The organism is Nocardia sp. NPDC046763 (assembly GCF_040645495.1).
Taxonomy (GTDB): Bacteria; Actinomycetota; Actinomycetes; order Mycobacteriales; family Mycobacteriaceae; genus Nocardia.
Genome location: NZ_JBEYYI010000003.1, coordinates 207,279 through 224,878, shown reverse-complemented (window position 1 = coordinate 224,878; position 17,600 = coordinate 207,279). Strand labels below are relative to the sequence as shown.

The 17,600-nt window shown below is 68.9% G+C and carries 18 protein-coding genes; 10 read left to right on the top strand and 8 right to left on the bottom strand.

Features of this window, described 5'->3' with window-relative positions; all coding sequences use genetic code 11:
* Positions 1–327 precede the first annotated feature (327 nt).
* Positions 328–1,521 carry a hypothetical protein gene (locus ABZ909_RS06130; protein ID WP_356996529.1) on the top strand — a complete coding sequence of 398 codons (1,194 nt, stop codon included), beginning with the start codon at positions 328–330 and terminating at the stop codon, positions 1,519–1,521.
* Between the two features lie 107 nt (positions 1,522–1,628).
* On the opposite strand, the gene ABZ909_RS06125 is transcribed toward ABZ909_RS06130, so the two are convergent.
* On the bottom strand, positions 1,629–2,039 hold the full coding sequence (locus ABZ909_RS06125; protein ID WP_356996528.1) for a MerR family transcriptional regulator: 411 nt from the start codon (positions 2,037–2,039) through the stop codon (positions 1,629–1,631).
* Between the two features lie 27 nt (positions 2,040–2,066).
* Here ABZ909_RS06125 and ABZ909_RS06120 point away from each other — a divergent pair, with 27 nt between their 5' ends.
* Positions 2,067–3,560 carry an MFS transporter gene (locus ABZ909_RS06120; RefSeq protein ID WP_356996527.1) on the top strand — a complete coding sequence of 498 codons (1,494 nt, stop codon included), beginning with the start codon at positions 2,067–2,069 and terminating at the stop codon, positions 3,558–3,560.
* 21 nt (positions 3,561–3,581) lie between these two features.
* Here ABZ909_RS06120 and ABZ909_RS06115 read toward each other — a convergent pair whose 3' ends face one another.
* From ABZ909_RS06115 to ABZ909_RS06090, 6 genes are all read right to left on the bottom strand, one after another.
* Positions 3,582–3,854 carry a hypothetical protein gene (locus ABZ909_RS06115; protein WP_356996526.1) on the bottom strand — a complete coding sequence of 91 codons (273 nt, stop codon included), beginning with the start codon at positions 3,852–3,854 and terminating at the stop codon, positions 3,582–3,584.
* A gap of 211 nt (positions 3,855–4,065) precedes the next feature.
* Positions 4,066–5,463, bottom strand: coding sequence for a metallophosphoesterase (locus ABZ909_RS06110; RefSeq protein WP_356996525.1), 1,398 nt, complete (start codon positions 5,461–5,463; stop codon positions 4,066–4,068).
* Positions 5,464–5,590: 127 nt separating this feature from the next.
* On the bottom strand, positions 5,591–6,061 hold the full coding sequence (gene cynS, locus ABZ909_RS06105; protein ID WP_356996524.1) for a cyanase: 471 nt from the start codon (positions 6,059–6,061) through the stop codon (positions 5,591–5,593).
* A gap of 73 nt (positions 6,062–6,134) precedes the next feature.
* Positions 6,135–6,743 carry a carbonic anhydrase gene (locus ABZ909_RS06100; RefSeq protein ID WP_356996523.1) on the bottom strand — a complete coding sequence of 203 codons (609 nt, stop codon included), beginning with the start codon at positions 6,741–6,743 and terminating at the stop codon, positions 6,135–6,137.
* A 370-nt stretch (positions 6,744–7,113) separates the two neighbouring features.
* A complete protein-coding gene (locus ABZ909_RS06095) occupies positions 7,114–7,686 on the bottom strand; it encodes a D-alanyl-D-alanine carboxypeptidase family protein (RefSeq protein WP_356996522.1) in 573 nt (190 codons plus the stop codon).
* 17 nt (positions 7,687–7,703) lie between these two features.
* Positions 7,704–9,380: a fumarate hydratase gene (locus ABZ909_RS06090; protein WP_356996521.1), complete on the bottom strand. Its 1,677-nt coding sequence runs from the start codon at positions 9,378–9,380 to the stop codon at positions 7,704–7,706.
* A 280-nt stretch (positions 9,381–9,660) separates the two neighbouring features.
* On the opposite strand from ABZ909_RS06090, the gene ABZ909_RS06085 reads away from it, so the two are divergent.
* From ABZ909_RS06085 to ABZ909_RS06055, 7 genes are all read left to right on the top strand, one after another.
* The gene (locus tag ABZ909_RS06085) at positions 9,661–10,167 is read left to right on the top strand and encodes a MarR family winged helix-turn-helix transcriptional regulator (RefSeq protein WP_356996520.1); all 507 of its coding nucleotides are present in this window, start codon (positions 9,661–9,663) and stop codon (positions 10,165–10,167) included.
* Positions 10,168–10,333: 166 nt separating this feature from the next.
* Positions 10,334–11,227 (top strand): STAS domain-containing protein, encoded by an 894-nt coding sequence (locus ABZ909_RS06080; protein ID WP_354832015.1) that lies wholly within the window; start codon positions 10,334–10,336, stop codon positions 11,225–11,227.
* A gap of 14 nt (positions 11,228–11,241) precedes the next feature.
* Positions 11,242–11,631 carry an STAS domain-containing protein gene (locus ABZ909_RS06075; RefSeq protein ID WP_356996519.1) on the top strand — a complete coding sequence of 130 codons (390 nt, stop codon included), beginning with the start codon at positions 11,242–11,244 and terminating at the stop codon, positions 11,629–11,631.
* Entirely contained in the window at positions 11,621–12,034 is a 414-nt protein-coding gene (locus tag ABZ909_RS06070; RefSeq protein WP_356996859.1) for an ATP-binding protein, read from the top strand. The genes ABZ909_RS06075 and ABZ909_RS06070 overlap by 11 nt, the downstream gene beginning before the upstream one ends.
* Positions 12,027–12,680, top strand: coding sequence for a SpoIIE family protein phosphatase (locus tag ABZ909_RS06065; protein WP_356996518.1), 654 nt, complete (start codon positions 12,027–12,029; stop codon positions 12,678–12,680). Before ABZ909_RS06070 ends, ABZ909_RS06065 begins: the two co-directional genes overlap by 8 nt.
* A gap of 87 nt (positions 12,681–12,767) precedes the next feature.
* Positions 12,768–15,071, top strand: coding sequence for a SpoIIE family protein phosphatase (locus tag ABZ909_RS06060; protein WP_356996517.1), 2,304 nt, complete (start codon positions 12,768–12,770; stop codon positions 15,069–15,071).
* 197 nt (positions 15,072–15,268) lie between these two features.
* Complete coding sequence (locus tag ABZ909_RS06055; protein ID WP_356996858.1) at positions 15,269–15,598, top strand: STAS domain-containing protein; 330 nt, start codon at positions 15,269–15,271, stop codon at positions 15,596–15,598.
* Positions 15,599–15,691: 93 nt separating this feature from the next.
* Here the strand turns inward: ABZ909_RS06055 and ABZ909_RS06050 are convergent, their stop codons facing one another.
* The gene (locus ABZ909_RS06050; RefSeq protein ID WP_356996516.1) at positions 15,692–16,729 is read right to left on the bottom strand and encodes an LLM class F420-dependent oxidoreductase; all 1,038 of its coding nucleotides are present in this window, start codon (positions 16,727–16,729) and stop codon (positions 15,692–15,694) included.
* 126 nt (positions 16,730–16,855) lie between these two features.
* On the opposite strand from ABZ909_RS06050, the gene ABZ909_RS06045 reads away from it, so the two are divergent.
* On the top strand, positions 16,856–17,494 hold the full coding sequence (locus ABZ909_RS06045; RefSeq protein ID WP_356996515.1) for a cyclodeaminase/cyclohydrolase family protein: 639 nt from the start codon (positions 16,856–16,858) through the stop codon (positions 17,492–17,494).
* The last annotated feature ends 106 nt before the right edge of the window (positions 17,495–17,600 follow it).

Below are 17,600 nucleotides of genomic sequence, written 5' to 3'. Positions count from 1 at the left end.
GCCGAATCTCCCACCGTCCTCCCGGGTTTCGATCCTTCGCCCGCGCAGCTTCGCGCATGCGGGTTGCGATTCCTGTGAGATTTCCACCGGGTCCTATATGGTGGTGCCCGAACTCCGCTCGGCAACCCCTCTGGACAGCCGATCGGACGATGTCTTCGTACTGCCCTGACTCCCACTCAATTCCGCGTGTCGCAGCGCGGCGCGCCGTAAGGATTGGACCATCGGCAAATCAACAGTTTCGCGGTTGGGCGTGTATCGACTAGAAATGTTCTCCGTGCCTACCGGAATCACCTGTCAGCCACCGGGACTCCCCGGACGGGGGACCAATTGACGATCGAACATCCGCGCGAGGACGAGGTCACCCAGCTGGCGCAACGGGTCGAGAAGGCCCGGGGACGGCTGGCATACCAATACGATCCCGCTCTCACCGATGTGCTGTCGGAGACCGAGCTCGTCGCCGAGCGTGACCTGGCCGAGCGCATCCGCGAGCAGGAGCGGGCGCAGCGCTGGAAACAGGCCGAGGCCGCGGCATCAGCGGCCGATCGGGCCCGACAGACCACCGTAGAGATTGAGAAGGCCGACATTCGCGACTTGCTGCTGGCGCGCAAGGCGATCGCCGCCCAGCGGCGGGAATCGAGCCCGCACGCCAAACTGGCGTCCCTGTACAAGCATCGGGCGTGGAGTCAGCGCGCGCTCGCCGGCGTGGTCGCGGCCGGCATGCTCTGGTCCGCGGTCAATGTGCAGCACAACATCGCCCCGGGCGGGGCGAGCGATCCGCTGTACTGGTTCAGCTACCTGCTCGAAGGCATGATCAGCGTCTGCCTCGTGATCATCATGATCGGCACCAACAAGGTGGCCGAGTGGGGTGTGATCGACAGCCGCCGGCAGGTCGTGGTGGCCGAGATGGCGCTGCTGGGACTGACCGTCATGCTCAACACCTACCCGTACCTGAAGAACGGCAGCTGGTACGAAGTGGCCGTGCACGCCATCGCACCGGTGATGATCGGTGTGGCGATGCTGATCCACAATGCCGCGGCCGGTCGGTACGGTCTGGCCATTGTGCGTGCCACGGACCAGATCCGGGATCTGCCGGACCCGGGCGAACAAATCCGCCGCTCCATGCCCACCGTCGTCTCCTGGCCCGGCCGCCCTTCCCCCTCGGCGGTGCCGACTCCCACCCCGGCCCTTCCCGCGGCTCCCGCTGAGCCCGAGAAGACCGTCGATGCCGAAGCCCAGGTGGTCGAGCCCCGACCCACTCGGGCCGAAAGCCAGTCGGACACCGCGAAACCCGCCGACAAGGAGCGCCGCTCCGCCACCGGCAAGAGCCGCAAGCCCGAAGAAGAGGACGACCGTTCCCCGCTCGCCGATCTGGCCGATCCGGTCCCGCCGCTGAATGTCTATGACACCGGCCAGTTCCGGATCGCCGAGACCCTCGAGCAGGAACTCGCCGAACTGCAGGCCGCCCGCCGCCGCGCCCGGGCCGCGTCGCGCTCCCGCAACGGCAGCTCCCTCGACGACTGACACCCTTCGCGCCGAATCGGCCGCCGCTGCACCAGCTTCGGCCGATCCGCTCGCCAGCACCCCGGTGACCCGCAGCCAGCGGCACCGGGGTGGCGTCGTTTTCCGGACTAATCCGGCCCTGACAGCAATCCGTCCGGAATGCGGGACGCAATCCGCTCCTGGGCGTGCGGACAGTCCTGAAAGGCCCTGGGGCACTCCAGCGCGTGCTCGATGAGCTCCTTGGTGGCCCGGGCGTGCTCGATGCGGTGCTCGAGCGTGTGGACGTACTCACGCAGCAGATCGGCGTGCGCCATGGGATCCGGGGTCGACAGCAGTGTCCGGAGCTGCCGCACACCGAATCCCGCCTCCCGCGCCAGCAGGATGAGTGCGATCCGGCGCACATCGCCGGGACCGTAGCGGCGCTGCCCGGCCTGCCGACGCGGCGAGATCAGACCCTCGCTCTCCCAATACCGCAGCACATGCGCCGGGATCCCGAACCGTGCGGCCAGCTCGCCGATGGTCAGAGCGCTTGCCTTCATGTGCACATTAACCGGCACGGTGACGCCATGCGCAAGACTGCTCCCGCGGCAACCGGCCGCGACATCGAATTCGCCTGGACGCCCGGCCTGCTGGTGGCGCTCGCCGCACTGTGCCTGGCCCAGTTGCTCGAGACCATCGACATCACCGTCGTCAATGTGGCCCTGCCCGCGCTGCGCGCCGGACTGAGCTTTTCCGCGGCCACCCTGCACTGGGTGATCACCGGCTACACCGTCTGCTTCGGCGGCTGCCTGCTGCTCGGCGGCCGCCTCGGTGACCTGCTCGGCCATCGGCGAGTATTCGCGTACGGCACCGCGGTATTCGCGCTCGCCTCGCTGGCGTGCGCGCTGGCCGGCGGTGCGGGCGAGTTCGTGGCGGCGCGCGGCGTGCAAGGGGTGGCGGCCGGATTCGTATCGCCGATGACCCTGGCACTGCTGGCCGCCCTCTTTCCCGAGGGCAGGCCGCGCACGGTCGCGGTGACCGTGTGGGGTGCGGCCACGGCGGTCAGCGGCGCACTGGGTTTCGTGGCCGGCGGGCTGCTGGTGGACGGGCCCGGCTGGCGCTGGATCTTCGCCGTCAATCCGGTGATCTGTGGTGTGGTCATCGCGGCGGTGCTGCGGTTCGTCCCGGCGTCCGCGCCCGCCGCGCGGGGCCGGTTCGACGTGGTGGGCGCGATCGTATCCACCTGTGCCGCCGGGCTGCTCGTCTACGGGGTGACGCAGATCGGTGTGCGCGGCGGGAATTCGCCGGACGCGCTGGTTCCGCTCGTCCTCGCCGCGCTGCTGCTGGCGTATTTCGTCCTCCACGAGGCGCGCCTCGCCGCCCATCCCCTGATCCCGGTGCGGCTGTTCGCCGTGCGCACAGTGGCGGCGGCGAACCTGGCCCAGTTCCTGATCTCCGGGGCCATCTACGCCCTGTTCTATCTGCTGTCGCTGCAGCTGCAGCAGACACTCGGCCGCAATGCCGTCGGCACCGGGCTGGCCCTCGTGCCGTTCAGCCTGCTGTTGCTGGTGTGCGCGGGCTCGGGCCCGCTTGTGGTGCGCTACATCGGTTTCCGGGGCAGTATCGCCGCGGGCGGGCTGCTCGGTGCGGCGGGCATGCTGCTGCTGGCGCACACCGTGACCGCCGGCGACGCGACGCGTGCGGTGATCCTGCCGTCGCTGGTCGTGGCGTCCGGTTTCGCACTGACCTTCGTCCCGATCACGGTGGCCGCGGTCACCGGTGTGCCGTCCGCGCAGCACGGCATCGCGTCCGGGCTGGTGAATGTGACCCGGACACTCGGCGGCGCAATCGGTCTCGCGGTGATCGCCGCGGCCGCGAGCGACCGGTCGGATCGCTTGCGCGGCAGCGGTCACACCATCGGCGCTGCCCTGGCGAGCGGATTCCGTTTCGGCTACCAGCTGTGTGCGGTGCTGCCCGCCCTCGCGGCCGTGACGGCGCTCCTGCTGCTGCGCGGTGAGGGACGCGGACGCGTGCGGACGCCGAGCCCGTTCCCGGAAACGGCCGGGCCGGTATCGAACTGACGCCGGGTCTCGTACCGAGACTCAGCGAGCGCCCGGCCGGGCGGGATCGGCGGGCACCACCACCGCCGAGCGCGGCTGGGCCGGGGTGCCCGTGTGGTGGAGATAGCCGAGCCAGCCGGTGCCGACGAAGACAGCCAGCAGCACCGCGGTGGGCAGTTCGAAAACCAGCCAGCCGGCGGCGAATACGTCATCTCGGACAGGGTGGGCGGGGCGCCCGGTTACGCGAACGGGTGGGCGCTGGTGCCGGAGTGTGCCGTGATTCGTACGGTACTGCCCGCCCTGCCTGCCCACCATGCCTCCGTTGCTAGAGAAGTGCCGAACCTGGGATGCCGAACCCGCGGCACGCGCACAGCGGTGAACGAAGGGACATCGCGATGTCCGATCGGGCCTGGGTAGCTCGTCCAGGTGGGGGTGGCGCGCACTCGCATCGGCAGTATGCCGAACAGCACGGGCATTGTGGGCGTATTGACCGGACCTACCGGTGCGTCAACCGGTGTGTCCCTGGTCAACTCGCCGAGGTCTCCGCGCACAGGCCGGAGAAATCACGTCGGACGACATGATTGCGATCGACAAAACTGCCCAGTGCGTGATCGGGATGCATGCCGAGGTACTGGCTGCGGGTGCGCGTGCTCCACCGCCGCGCCGCCTCGGACCGGGTCTTGCAGAAGTTCACCATGTAGCCACCCTCGTAGACCCGCACCAGGGTGTACCCGCCCGGATATTCCTTGACCGCGCCCACCTCGAGGAATTCCACGCCGATCCCGGAATCGGGGCGGCTCAGCCGATTCCGGTGCGTGTGGCCGCTGTGGTGCAGGAACACCCCCGGCGCGGTGGCGTAGAGGGCGTGCAGCGCGGCCGCGTTGAACCGGTCCAGCACGAAACCCGGCCCGCCCGGATTGCTCACCGCCGCATGCCTGGTCACCGGGTGGTGACCGAAGATCAGGGTCGGCCGGTCGGGTTCGCCGCGCAACAGTTCGCGCAGGTGGGCCAGCTGCACCGGGTCGAGGGTGCCGCCGGCGCCGCGCGCCCGGGTGGTGTCGAGCCCGATGAGCCGCAGGCCGCCCACGAAGTATTCGACGAGGCGGTCCCGGGCATGGAACACCGCACCCCAGTGGTCGGTCTCCTCCGGTGGCCGGACATCGTGATTTCCCCTGCACACGAAGTAATCCCGGCCCAGATTGCCCCATTGGTCCAGACTGTCCCGGACTCCGCTCGACTGCTCGGCCGTTCCCGAATCGGTCAGATCGCCCGCAACCACCAGATGGTCCGCCCCGCGATCCGGGAGGCGCAGATCCTCGAGCATGGCCTGCAGCATGAACTCCGGATACTCGTCGGTACTGTGCCGCAGTCCTTCGAAGAATCCCGCGAACAGGCCACTGGCCGGTTCACCGTAGTGCAGGTCGTTGGCCAGGGCGAGGGTCCGCAGCAGCCGTCCCGGCGGTGGCGTCAAGGTGGTGAAAATACCGGTGGATTCGGGCGTTCCGGACCGTCGCGTCACCAGCGTCCGGGCGGGCACCGCGCGCTGCCCGTCGGAGTACGCCTCGAATCGATAGGCCCGCCCCGGTTCCAGATCCCGGATCTCGGCGTAGTGGTACGGCGTTCGCATGCCCTCGAACACCTGGACACGGGCCACGCCGCGCCCGTCGGCGGGAGCGATGCGCAGCTCGGTGTCGGCGGGCGCGGGCCGCAGCCGCCCGGCCCGGTTCCGCGTCCGGGTCGTCCAGGTGATGACAGCCGAATGATCGTTCACCGTAACGACTTCCAGATCCGAGGCCACCACGGCCTCGCGCTGCGCCCGCCGCGCCTGGGCAGCGAACACCGGGCGCGGCGTGCGCACGGCGACGGCCGCCGCCCCGCTCGCCGCATTGGCCAGCCACATGGTCCGAAGTCGCGGTTCCAGCATCACATCTCCGTCCGCCGTGATCCTCCAGCCGCGACGGTACGGTCACCAGTTGAACCGCCAGGTGCCCGGACATGACCGATCAGCTTCCGATTCCGGACATTCCAGGTCATCTCCGGGCGACAGGGCGTCAGAACGGCTTGGTGGGCAGGTACTTTCCATCCAGCGTGATGACCGCGCGCTCGCCGCCCTCGGGGTCGGCGACCTTCTTGACGTCGAGCTTGAAGTTGATGGCCGAGATGATGCCGTCACCGAACTGCTCGTGCACCAGGGCCTTCAGCGTGGTGCCGTAGACCTGCAGCATCTCGTAGAAGCGGTAGATGGTCGGATCGGTCGGCACGCCACCGGGAATCGAGCCGCGCAGCGGGATGGTCTGCAGCAGCCGGGCAGCGTCGTCGTCGAGCTCGAGCAGTTCGGCCACCGCAAGCGCGGACTTCTCCGGCAGCGGGTGCTGGCCCAGCACCGCGGCGGTGGTGAAGGCGACCGACAGGCCGGCCGCGTCGGCGATCTGCTGCCAGGTCAGGTCTTTGGCGATCTTGGCGGCGACGGCGGCATCGGCCAGCGCCTCGCGGGCGGTCGGATCGAACTGTGCGTGCACCATGGCGGTGCCTCCTTTCGGGAAACCGTTTCGCGGACGCGAAATCGGAGATCGGAATTCGGAGGGAAAACGGGAATCAGGCGGCGAGAGTGCTGAACTCGCCCCCGGCACCGAGCGCCTCGACGCGGCCGGTGCCGATGTCGTACACCCAGCCGTGCAGGGTGAGGGTCCGCCGGGACAGCGACCGGGCCACCGCGGGATGGGTGGCGAGGTTGGCCAGCTGTGCCACCACATTGTGACGAACCAGCGCGGAAACCGCTGCGGCACCGGTGATGTCGGGATCGACCAGCGCCCGGGCGGCGTCGGCGTGCCCCAGCCAGCCCGCGACCGCGGGCAGCGTCGAGAGGTCCTGCCCCTCGGACAGCGCGGTCATGGCGCCGCAGGCCGAGTGCCCGCACACCACGATGTCGGTGACGCCGAGGACACCCACCGCGTACTCGATGCTCGCCACCACACCGTCCGCCGCGCCCGGGGTGTGCGGCGGCACCAGGTTGCCGGCGGTGCGGATGACGAAGAGTTCCCCGGCCTCGGCAGACGTGATCAGTTCCGGCACCACGCGGGCATCGGAGCAGCCGATGAACAGCGCGCCCGGCCGGTGGTCACCGGCGAGGCGGGCGAACAGCCCGGCCTTGACCGGGAAGACATCGCGCTGGAACCGTCCGAGGCCGGCTGCGAGGTTCGGCATGGGAACTCCTCTCCGAGGGCGACGACCCGGGTGGGCCGACCTGCTCTACCTTGCCTGAGCTGTAGCTATAGTGTCCAAGACTTGATATCGATCCAATCGATTACTGCAATCTATAGCTGCCGGTGACACCCGAACCGCGTCTATGCTGCCGTCCCCGCGAATTCCGGACGGGCGCCTCGGCACTGCTCATCACGGCGCTCGGCGTGGCGGCTGCGGGACGGTACGAGGCTGTCTTCATCGCCGCGAGCGGCCACACCCACCGTCACCCGGTGAGCCCGGTGGCGACCCCGGGGACTGCGCTCGACGCGGCGGACACCTCCACCATCAGTGCGGATTGCTGTGTCGCCCAAGGTCTCCCGGGGAGAGCGGGTCAGCGGTCGCTGGCGTCGGGGAGGCGGGCCGGGCAAGGGCCGTCGGGGGTGGTGGCCAGTTCGTAGTGCCACCATTCGTTGTCGTACATACGGCACAGGCCCCAGTGGGAGCCGTTGTCCTCCAGCCACTGTGCGCCCTCGCGGGGGCCTACATCGATGGCTTCGCCTGTGACGTGGGTGGATTCGTTCGGGGGAAGCACCCAGCGGCGCGCGGCCTCGGGGCTGCCGTAAGTCTGGAGGCCGCCCTCCCACAGGGCTTCCTGTTCGGCGGGAGTGCGGTAGCCGGAGGTGATCCAGAGGGAGACACCGGCATTGTGGGCTTCGGTGGCTGCGGCGTTGTAGGCGGTGGCCAGGCGGGGGTCCAGGCCGTCGGTTTCGCTCGCGACCGGGGTGGCGATCGGGCCGCTGGTCACGGCGGGATGCGCCGGTTCGGCATGGGCGGAAGGCAGTGCGCCCCCGAGCATTCCGGCCCCGGTGACCAGCGCGAGGACCGCGTAGCGGCCGCCGCGACGCCGGGCGGAAGGCCCCGGATCGGGGTGGTGCCGGGGTTCGATCCGGTGGGCCCTCCGCATTCGCATGCCTCCTGGCGTCAGACGCGTTCCTTGGACCGCTCGCGCACGCGCAGGGCGATCGGCTTCGAGGTCTCGGCGAAGAAGTCGTTGCCCTTGTCGTCGACGACGATGAAGGCGGGGAAGTCCTCGACCTCGATCTTCCACACGGCTTCCATGCCGAGCTCAGGGTATTCGAGGACCTCCACGGACTTGATGCAGTCCAGCGCGAGCCGCGCGGCGGGACCGCCGATCGACCCGAGGTAGAAGCCGCCGTGCTCCTTGCACGCCTTGGTGACCTGCGCGGACCGGTTGCCCTTGGCGAGCATGACGTGCGAGCCGCCGGCCGCCTGGAACTGGTCGACGTAGGAGTCCATGCGACCGGCGGTGGTGGGGCCGAAGGAACCCGAGGCGTAGCCGTCGGGGGTCTTGGCGGGACCGGCGTAGTAGACGGCCATGTCGCGCAGGTACTGCGGCATCGGCTCGCCCGCGTCCAGGCGCTCCTTGATCTTGGCGTGCGCGATGTCGCGCGCCACCACCAGCGGACCGGTCAGCGAGAGCCGAGTCTTCACCGGGTACTTCGACAGCTCGTCGCGGATCTCCGACATCGGCCGGTTGAGGTCGATCTTGACGACATCGCCGCCGAGGATGGCGTCGGTCTGCTCCGGAAGGTACTGCGCCGGTTCACGTTCCAACTGCTCGAGGAACACGCCCTCGGGGGTGATCTTGGCCAGCGCCTGGCGGTCGGCCGAGCAGGACACCGCGATGGCGACGGGGCAGGACGCGCCGTGGCGCGGCAGGCGGATCACACGCACGTCGTGGCAGAAGTACTTGCCGCCGAACTGTGCACCGATGCCGAAGGACTGGGTCAGCTTGAAGACCTGCTCCTCCAGCTCGAGGTCGCGGAAGCCGTGCGCGGCCATCGAACCCTCGGTCGGCATGTTGTCCAGGTAGTGCGCCGAGGCGTACTTGGCCGTCTTCAGGGCGAATTCGGCAGAGGTGCCGCCGATGACGACCGCCAGGTGGTACGGCGGGCAGGCGGCGGTGCCCAGGGAACGGATCTTCTCGTCCAGGAACTCCAGCATGCGGTCCGGGTTCAGGATCGCCTTCGTCTCCTGGTACAGGAACGACTTGTTGGCCGACCCGCCACCCTTGGCCATGTACAGGAACTTGTAGGACGGGTGCGCGGGATCGCCTGCGTTGGAGTACAACTCGATCTGCGCGGGCAGGTTGTTGCCGGTGTTCTTCTCGTCCCACATGGTGATCGGGGCGAGCTGCGAGTAGCGCAGGTTCAGCTTGGTGTACGCGTCGAACACACCGCGCGAAATCCATTCCGCGTCATCGGCTCCGGTGAGCACGCCCTCGGACTTCTTGCCCATCACGATGGCGGTGCCGGTGTCCTGGCACATGGGCAGGATGCCGCCCGCGGAGATATTGACGTTCTTCAGCAGATCCAGCGCGACGAACCGGTCGTTGCCGCTGGACTCCGGGTCGTCGATGATCTTGCGCAGCTGCGCCAGGTGCGCCGGCCGCAGGTAGTGGCTGATGTCGTGCATCGCCTCCGCGGTGAGCATGCGCAGCACCTCGGGCTCGACCTGCAGGAAGGTCCGCCCGCCCGCCTCGAACGTGCTCACGCCCTCGGTGGTGAGCAGCCGGTACGGCGTCTCGTCCGTACCGATGGGCAGCAGATCCGAGTACAGGAAATCAGGCGCGGTCACGAATCGGACTCCTCGAGCAGGGCTGGGGGCTGGTCAGCCGACGGTTCAAGCAGAGTGACTGTACCGACCCGCGCGTACGCGCCGATGACCAGGCCCGGCCATCTTCGCTCGTTTCCAATTGCATTCGGTGCTGCGCACGGCGCGGCGACGGGCACCATGGGTCGTGGTCGAGGACACCGCAATCCGCAACAGGATGCCGCGAACAGGTACATGTTGCACCTTCAACCGAGCGGGTGTTACCTGTGCATGATGCGCTTGTCGGCGGCGGGGAGGATTTAGCATGACAACAAAACCCGGGAGTGGAACTGTGGCCGAACCCCGCTGGCTCGATGATGTCGAGATGCGCGCCTGGCTGGGATTCGTGTTCACCCGCGACCTCATCGCCGCCGCGGTCGGACGCGATTCCCTACGCGAATCCAACCTGACCTACGTGGAATACACCGTGCTGGCCCGGCTCGCCGACGCCCAGGACCAGCGGCGCAGCTTCGCCGAACTCGCGGCTGTGCTGGAGTGGTCGCAGAGCCGGCTCTCGCATCAGATCACCCGGATGGAGAAGCGCGGCCTGGTCGCCCGCGAATCCATTCCCGACGACGCTCGCCGCACCGCCGCGGTCCTCACCGAAAAAGGCGCGGAGGTACTCGATTCCGCCGCGCCCTCGCATGTCGAGAGTGTGCGGCGTCACATGGTGGATGTGCTCGATCGTGGCCAGCTCACGGCACTCGCCGATATCTACGACACACTGCTGGCCCATCACCGCAGACCGGAAACCCGCGACGAGCACACCTGACCCCGAATTCCCAGCCCACCAGCGTTTGGTTTGGCACCCATCGGGTACTGGGTAAGACTAGGCTCGGCATCGGCTTCCGACGGCGGTCGGCACCGAGCACACGGCCGGTTATCGGTCGTTGAAGTGAGCACCCGACCTGGCCTTAGCGAAAGGGGCAGGAGTTTTCATGTCCGACGTGTCCATCGGTCTCTCGGCGGATTCGCTGCCCGCGGGTTCCGTCGACAACCTGCTTCCGCAGCTCGTCGAGCACCTGCGGCAGAACCGCACCGAACTGCGCGAGGAGTGGGCCCGTCGCATCACCGATGCCCAGCTGCTCACCGCCATGACGCCCGAGGAAATCTTCTCCGAGGCCACCTCCGTCTACGACAACTACGTCGAGGTGCTCGAGACCGGTAGCGTCGAAGCCCTGCAGGCCTACGCGCGCGACCTGTCCGAACGCATCATCCCCAGAGGCGTCGAAACCGACGAGGTCGTCGGCATCGTGCTCCTGCTGCGAGACGTGCTGGCGCGCAGCCTCTTCGAGAAGTACCAGTCCGACTTCGAGTTGCTGAAGCTGGTGCTCGACGCCTACGAACCGGCCGCGAACCGCATCGCCAACACCGTGGCCGTGTCCTTCGTGCAGGAGCGCGAGCGCGTCATCCGCCAGCAGCAGGAGGCGATTCGCGAGCTGTCCACGCCCGTTCTCCAGGTGCGTGAGCAGCTGCTGATCCTCCCCATCATCGGCGTGCTGGACTCCCAGCGCGCGCGTCAGCTCACCGAGCAGCTGCTGCGCGCCATTCGCGCCAACCGCGCCAAGGTCGTCGTCATCGATATCACCGGTGTGCCCGCGATCGACTCCACGGTCGCCAACCACCTGGTGCAGACGGTCGACGCGTCGGGCCTCATGGGCGCGAATGTCATCATTACCGGCCTGTCGTCGGAGATCGCGCTTACCCTGGTAACCATCGGCCTGGATCTGTCGAAGATGAATGCCGTCGGTGACCTCCAGGGCGGCATCGAGGAAGCGGAGCGGCTGCTCGGCTACGAGGTGTCGCGCGTCACCGATCGCGACGGACGGTAATCAGGGCGGGGCAGATGCCGGTACCCATTCTGAAGCAGGGCACCTATCTCATTGCGTCGGTGCAGTCAGCGCTCACCGACGCGGATACCGAACGCCTGCAAGACGATCTGATGACCTACGTCAGCAGATACCGCGCCCAGGGCATCATCGTCGATGTCACCGCAATCGACGTAATGGACTCCTTTGCCGCCAGATCGCTGCGTACCATCGCCCACATGACCAAGCTGCGGGGCGCGGAAACGGTCATCGTGGGCCTACAGCCCGAAGTCGCTTTCGCCATGGTGCAATTGGGGCTCACGTTCGAGGACATGCACACCGCGCTGGACCTCGAGGAGGGCCTGTCCTGGCTGAACAAGAAGACGAAGAGTCGAGGCCAACGAGACGGTCGTGACCGTGGCCGCTGACGACGTGGTGATCGCGGTGAACGTGTCGAACGACATCGTGACCGCTCGGCAAGCGGGGCTGGAGTTGGCTGCCAAACTCGGCTTCTCGCTCTCCGATCGCACCATGATCGCAACCGCCATTTCCGAAGTGGCGCGCAATATCACGAGCTACGCGGGCACCGGGGAGATCCGGCTGGCCGTGCAGGATCGCGACGGCCGGCGCTCGATGGTGGTGCAGGCCAAGGACAATGGGCCCGGCATTCCCGACATTCCGCGCGCGATGGAGGACGGCTTCTCCACCGGACGCGGTCTGGGACTGGGTCTTCCGGGCGCCAAGCGGCTGATGGACGGCATGGTCATCAATTCCAGGCCGGGACACGGCACCCTCGTCGAAATGTGGAAGTGGGTGCCCACCGGTGCGTGAGGACGGTTTCATCGGCGCGGTCGAATGGGCCGTCGCCGGTCGCGCACTGCCCGGGCAACGGGTTTCGGGCGACCGGTCGGTCGTGCTCGACGCGGGCGGGGGCTCGGTGCTATTCGCCGTACTGGACGGTCTCGGCCATGGTGCGGCGGCGGCCGACGCGTCCGATCGGGCTGCGCAGGTGCTGGCCGAGAACCGCGCCGAGCCACTGGACGTGCTGCTGCTGTTGTGCCATCGCGCCATGTCCGACACCCGCGGCGCGGCGGTCTCGCTGGCGCTGTTCGACTCTCGCGACCGCGTGCACTGGCTGGGCGTCGGCAATGTCGAATCCCGCATCGTCGCAGCGGCTCCCGGCAAACCGGCCATCCGCGCCACGGCCCTGCTCTCGGGCGGCATCGTCGGCTACCTGCTGCCGCCGAACCTGCAGCCGCAGACCGTGGCAGTGCGCCCCGGCGACCTGCTGCTCATGTCCACCGACGGCATCACCAGCAGTTTCGCCGACGCCGTCGACCTGTCCAAGCCGACCGCGGAGATCACCGCCGAGATCCTGGCCCGCCACGCCAAGGACACCGACGACGCGCTCGTGCTGGCGGCCCGCCATCGCGGGCAATCCCATCCGTCCCAACCCATTCCGAGTGTGAAGCCATGAGCGAGAATCCGGCATGAGCGGTCGAGGCCCGGAGGCGGAAGCTTGCGTAACCACGCAGGGCCTCCGCTCATGGCCATGGAGCAGAGCGTGAGTACGGTACTGGCCGCGTTTCGCGAGGCGTACGCCGCCGCGCTCCGGCTGCACCTGCGCGCCCCCAACCAGAACACCCTGGCCGAGGGCTACGAGCTCGGCCGGCGGGCGCTGGTCGAGGGCGTGAGCATCCTCGACCTCACCGAGCACCACTTCCGGCTGCTCGAACTCGAGGGTCTCGGGCCCGCGCCCGACGGCACCGACCGCACCGAGGCGGCGTTGGAGTTCCTGCTGCAGACCATGGCGGCACTGGACGTCGCCACCCGCGGCTTCCTGGACGGGACCAGGCGCTACGAGCAACAGCGTTCGCGCGCCGACGATCTCGCGGGCCGCGACGCCTTCCGCACGGCGCTGGTGGAGTCGCTGCAGGACGGCTTCTTCGTCGTCGACGCGCAGGGCACGCTGGTCGAGGTCAACTCGGCGTTCGGCGCGCTCACCGGCTATGGGCCCGACGGCATTCCGTATCCGCTCCCCCACCCCTGGACCGTTCCCGAGGCGCCGCGCTACCCGGATCTGGGCGCCGACGCGGCCCGCTTCGTAATGCCCATCCGCCACCGAGACGGACGGCAGCTGTGGCTCGCGGTGTCGACGTCCTCGCTGGTGAAACCCGAGAACGGGGAACGGATTTTCGTCGGTACGCTGCGCGACGTCACCGCCGAGCACGACGCCCAGGCCCGTGACCAGGCGGTCTCCCGGCTGGCCACCGCGGTCGGCGCGGCCACCAGCGTGGTCGAGGTGCTCACCGTCGGCCTGGAGGAACTGCGGCGCGCTATCGGCGCGGAGGCAGCGGTGGTCTCGGTCTGGCCCAACCATCACACCGGCCCGGAACTGTATGTCTCCGAGGACAATCCGTACACCGGCGCGGGCCTTGCCCCGCACGACACCCAGCCCATCCGCCGACGCGGGGACGCCGAGCCGGCCGAGGGCGGCGAATCCCGGCGCGTCCTGGACGCCCGGGCGCGCGCCCTGCTCGACCGTGCCCGCCTACAGCCCGGCCGCACCATGTTCGCCATCCCCGAGGGGGCGTCGAGTTCGGAGGGCATCGTGGCGCCGCTCGGCGAGAGCGGCGACTCGGCGCTGTGGCTGCGCTTCGCCGCGCCACGCGTGATCACACCCGGTGACTGGGCGCTGTTCTCGCTGCTGGTGGGGCATCTGAGCCTGGCCGTGCAGCGGGCGCGCAACTTCGACCAGGCCCGTTCCACCTCGCTCACCCTGCAGCGGGCCATGCTCGGCCCGATCGAACTGCCGCCGCGCTTCTCGGTGCACTACGAGCCCGCCCTGCCCCCGCTGGAGATCGGCGGCGACTGGTACGACGTGGTCCGGCTCGAGGACGGCACCATCGGCGTCGTGGTCGGCGACTGCGTCGGCCGTGGTCTCTCGGCGGCCGTGGTGATGGGCCAATTGCGCACGGCCGCACGGGCTCTGCTGCTGCGCGGTGCGGGCCCGGCCCAGCTGCTGGCCGAACTGGATACGGTGGCCTCCCGCATTCCGGGAGCCATGTGCACCACCGTGTGCGCGGCCATCCTGGACCCGGTGCGCGGGCTGGTGCGCTACTCCAATGCCGGGCACATGCCCCCGGTGCTGGCCGAGCCCGGCAAACGCGGCCGGCTGCTGGAGGGCGGTCGCGCAGTCCCGTTGGCCACCTTCGACATTCCGCGCCGCCCGGAGGCCACGACGGCCATGGCGCCGGGCTCCACCCTGGTCCTGTTCACCGACGGCCTGGTCGAGCAGCGCGGGGTCGACATCGACGACCGCTTCGTCGAACTCGCCGACGAATTGTCGCGCGTGGCCGGGCAATTGCCGCGCGAGGTGGCCGATTCGGTGCTGTCGCGGCTGCGGCCCGCCGCCGGCTACGACGATGACGTGGCCATGGTCGTCTACCGGCAGCCGCCCGGGCCGCTGCGCCTGGACGTGCCCGCCGAAGCCCGTGAGCTGTCCGGCATCCGGCGCGCGCTGCGGTCCTGGCTCACCGCCGCCGCAGTGCCGCACGATACGGCGATCGACCTGGTCGCGGCCGCGAACGAGGCCTGCAGCAACAGCATCGAGCACGCGTACCTGGGCGGCGAGCCCGGCCGGGTACGACTCAACGCGGACTGCGGCGTGGACACCCTCGCCATCGAGGTGTCCGATACCGGTGTGTGGCGGCCGCTGCCCGCGGATCCCGGTCACCGGGGCCGCGGCATCGCCATGATGCGTGCGCTCACCGATGATCTCGACATCGACAATTCCGGTCCGGGCACCCGGGTGCGGATGTCGGTGCGACTAATGGCCGTTTCATTTTCGGCGGGCGGGCGCATGTGAATCCGGGTCCGCCGGCACAAATTCGGCGGGCGGTTTCGGAGTACTCCGAAAGAGTGCGGTAGCTGCGGTTTTCACTACAACGCCCGCTACCGAACCAGTACCGATGTGGTAGACGATGCAGCACGAACGGACGGATCATGGCAGATTTAACAAACGTGACCAACACTTCCGGAGACGGCTATCCCTTTGCCGAAACGATGACCACCTCGGTCACCCCGCACGCTGAGGCCACCGTGCTCACCGTGACCGGCGAAGTCGATCTGGCGACCGCCCCCGCCCTCGAGAACGCGATCGACGCGGCCCTCGCGGGCAAACCCGCCGCACTGGTGATCGACCTGTCCGCGGTCAGTTTCCTGGCCTCGGCGGGCATGGCGGTGCTGGTGGGCGTCCACAAGCGCGCCGGGGGCACCCGCCTCGTGGTGGTGGCCGACGGGCCCGCCACCAGCCGCCAGTTGAAGATGACCAGCCTGGACCAGGTGTTCTCGCTGCACTCCACCCTGGACGAAGCGCTCAGCGCGCTGCGCTGAGGGCATGGCCCGCAAACCGCTGAGGGCCGCCCGTAAACGACGAAGCCGAGTCCGGTTCGTTCCGGACTCGGCTTCGCGGCGTTCACGGCTCGGTCAGAGGAGCTCGCGCAGCTGCTCGATCAGCTTCACGCGCTCGGCCGGGGTGCCGGCCATCGGGACCACGTTCAGCACGGTCACACCGGCCTCGCGGAAGGCCGCGATTCGCTCCTTCACGAATCCGGCCGAACCGATCAGGTTGATGTCACGGACCAGATCGTCCGGAACCACCTTGGCGGCCTCTTCCTTGCGGCCCGCCAGGTACAGCTCCTGGATCCGGTCGGCCTCGGCGCCGTAGCCGTACTTGGTGGCCAGCGCGTGGTAGAAGTTCTTGCCCTTGGCGCCCATGCCGCCGATGTAGAGGGCCAGGTGCGGCTTGACCCCGTCGCGCCAGCTGTCCACATTGTCGCCGATGGCCAGCGCGGGGCCGGCGAACACCTCGAGGTCGCCCCGTGCCGGATCGCGCTTGGCCAGACCGGCTTTCAGCGAGTCGCCCCACACCAGGTCGGCCTTCTCCGGGAGGAAGAAGATGGGCTGCCAGCCCTCGGCGATCTCGGCCGCCAGCTCCACGTTCTTGGGGCCCAGCGCGGCCAGCAGCACCGGAATGTTCTCGCGCACAGGGTGATTGATGAGCTTGAGCGGCTTGCCCAGGCCGGTGCCCTGCCCCTCGGGCAGCGGGATGTTGTAGTACTTGCCGCTGTGCTCGAGGCGTTCGCGCTTCCAGACCTTGCGGCAGATCTCGAGCACCTCACGGGTGCGGCCGATGGGGGCGTCGTAGTTCACGCCGTGGAAGCCCTCGATCACCTGCGGGCCGGAGGCGCCCAGGCCCAGGATGAAGCGGCCGTCGGAGACGTAGTCCAGACCCGCCGCGGTCATGGCGGTCAGCGTGGGCGTGCGGGTGTAGAGCTGCAGGATGCCCGAGGCCAGCTGCACCCGGTCGGTCTTCGCGGCCAGGTATCCGAGCGCGCTCACCGCGTCGAACGAATACGCCTCGGGCACGAACACGATGTCGAGGCCCGCCCGTTCGAGGTCGGCGACCTCGGCGGCGGTCTCCTTGAAGCCGTCGGTGTAATTGATCGACAGTCCGATACGCATGTCCGGGACCTTACCCACCGGTCGGCACACCGACAGCGGGCGGGTTGCCGCGCGCGGCCCCGCGAACGGTACGGTAAGCGGCGAAATCACCTGAATTCCCCGTACTGCTAAGGGAGGCCACCCCTCATGACTCAGGACACCACCACCTTCGGTGATTCGACACTGCGGGGGTACCTGGGTGAACTGGCCGCCAAGGTGCCCGCCCCCGGCGGCGGCGCGGTCGCGGCGCTGCACGCGGCCCAGGGCGCGGCCCTGGTCGCCATGGTCGCGCGCTACACCACCCGGGCCAAGGATGCCGAGAATCGCCCGGTCATCGACCGCATCATCGCCGCCGCGGACGTGGCCCGCGAGCGCTCCCTGGCCCTGGCCGACGCCGACGCCGCCGCCTTCACCGCGGTCGGCGCGGCCTACAAGCTGCCCAAGGGGTCCGAGGCCGAGCAGGCCGCCCGCGGCGAAGCCATCACCGCCGCGCTGCTGCAGGCCGCCCGGGTGCCGGCGGCCGTGGTGGCCGAGGCCGACGAAATCGTCTCCCTGGCAACGGAATTGCTGCCCATCGGCAACCCGAACGTGGTGACCGACATCGGCGCGGCGGCCGACTGCGCCCGGTCCGCGGCGGCCAGCTCGCAACTGAACATCGCCATCAACGTGACATCGCTGGACGGTACGGCCGCCGCCGAGTTCGCACCGGTGCTGAAGCAGATCGAGGAGGTCATCGCCCGCGCCGATGCCCTGCACAACGACGTGGTCGCGGCCATCACCCGCTGACCGCCGCGAATCGGCCGCACTGTGCCCCGTTCCGTTATGGAACGGGGCACAGTCATTTTTCGGCTCTCTACCGGGCGATACGAACTTCGCATAACCCCCACGCCGT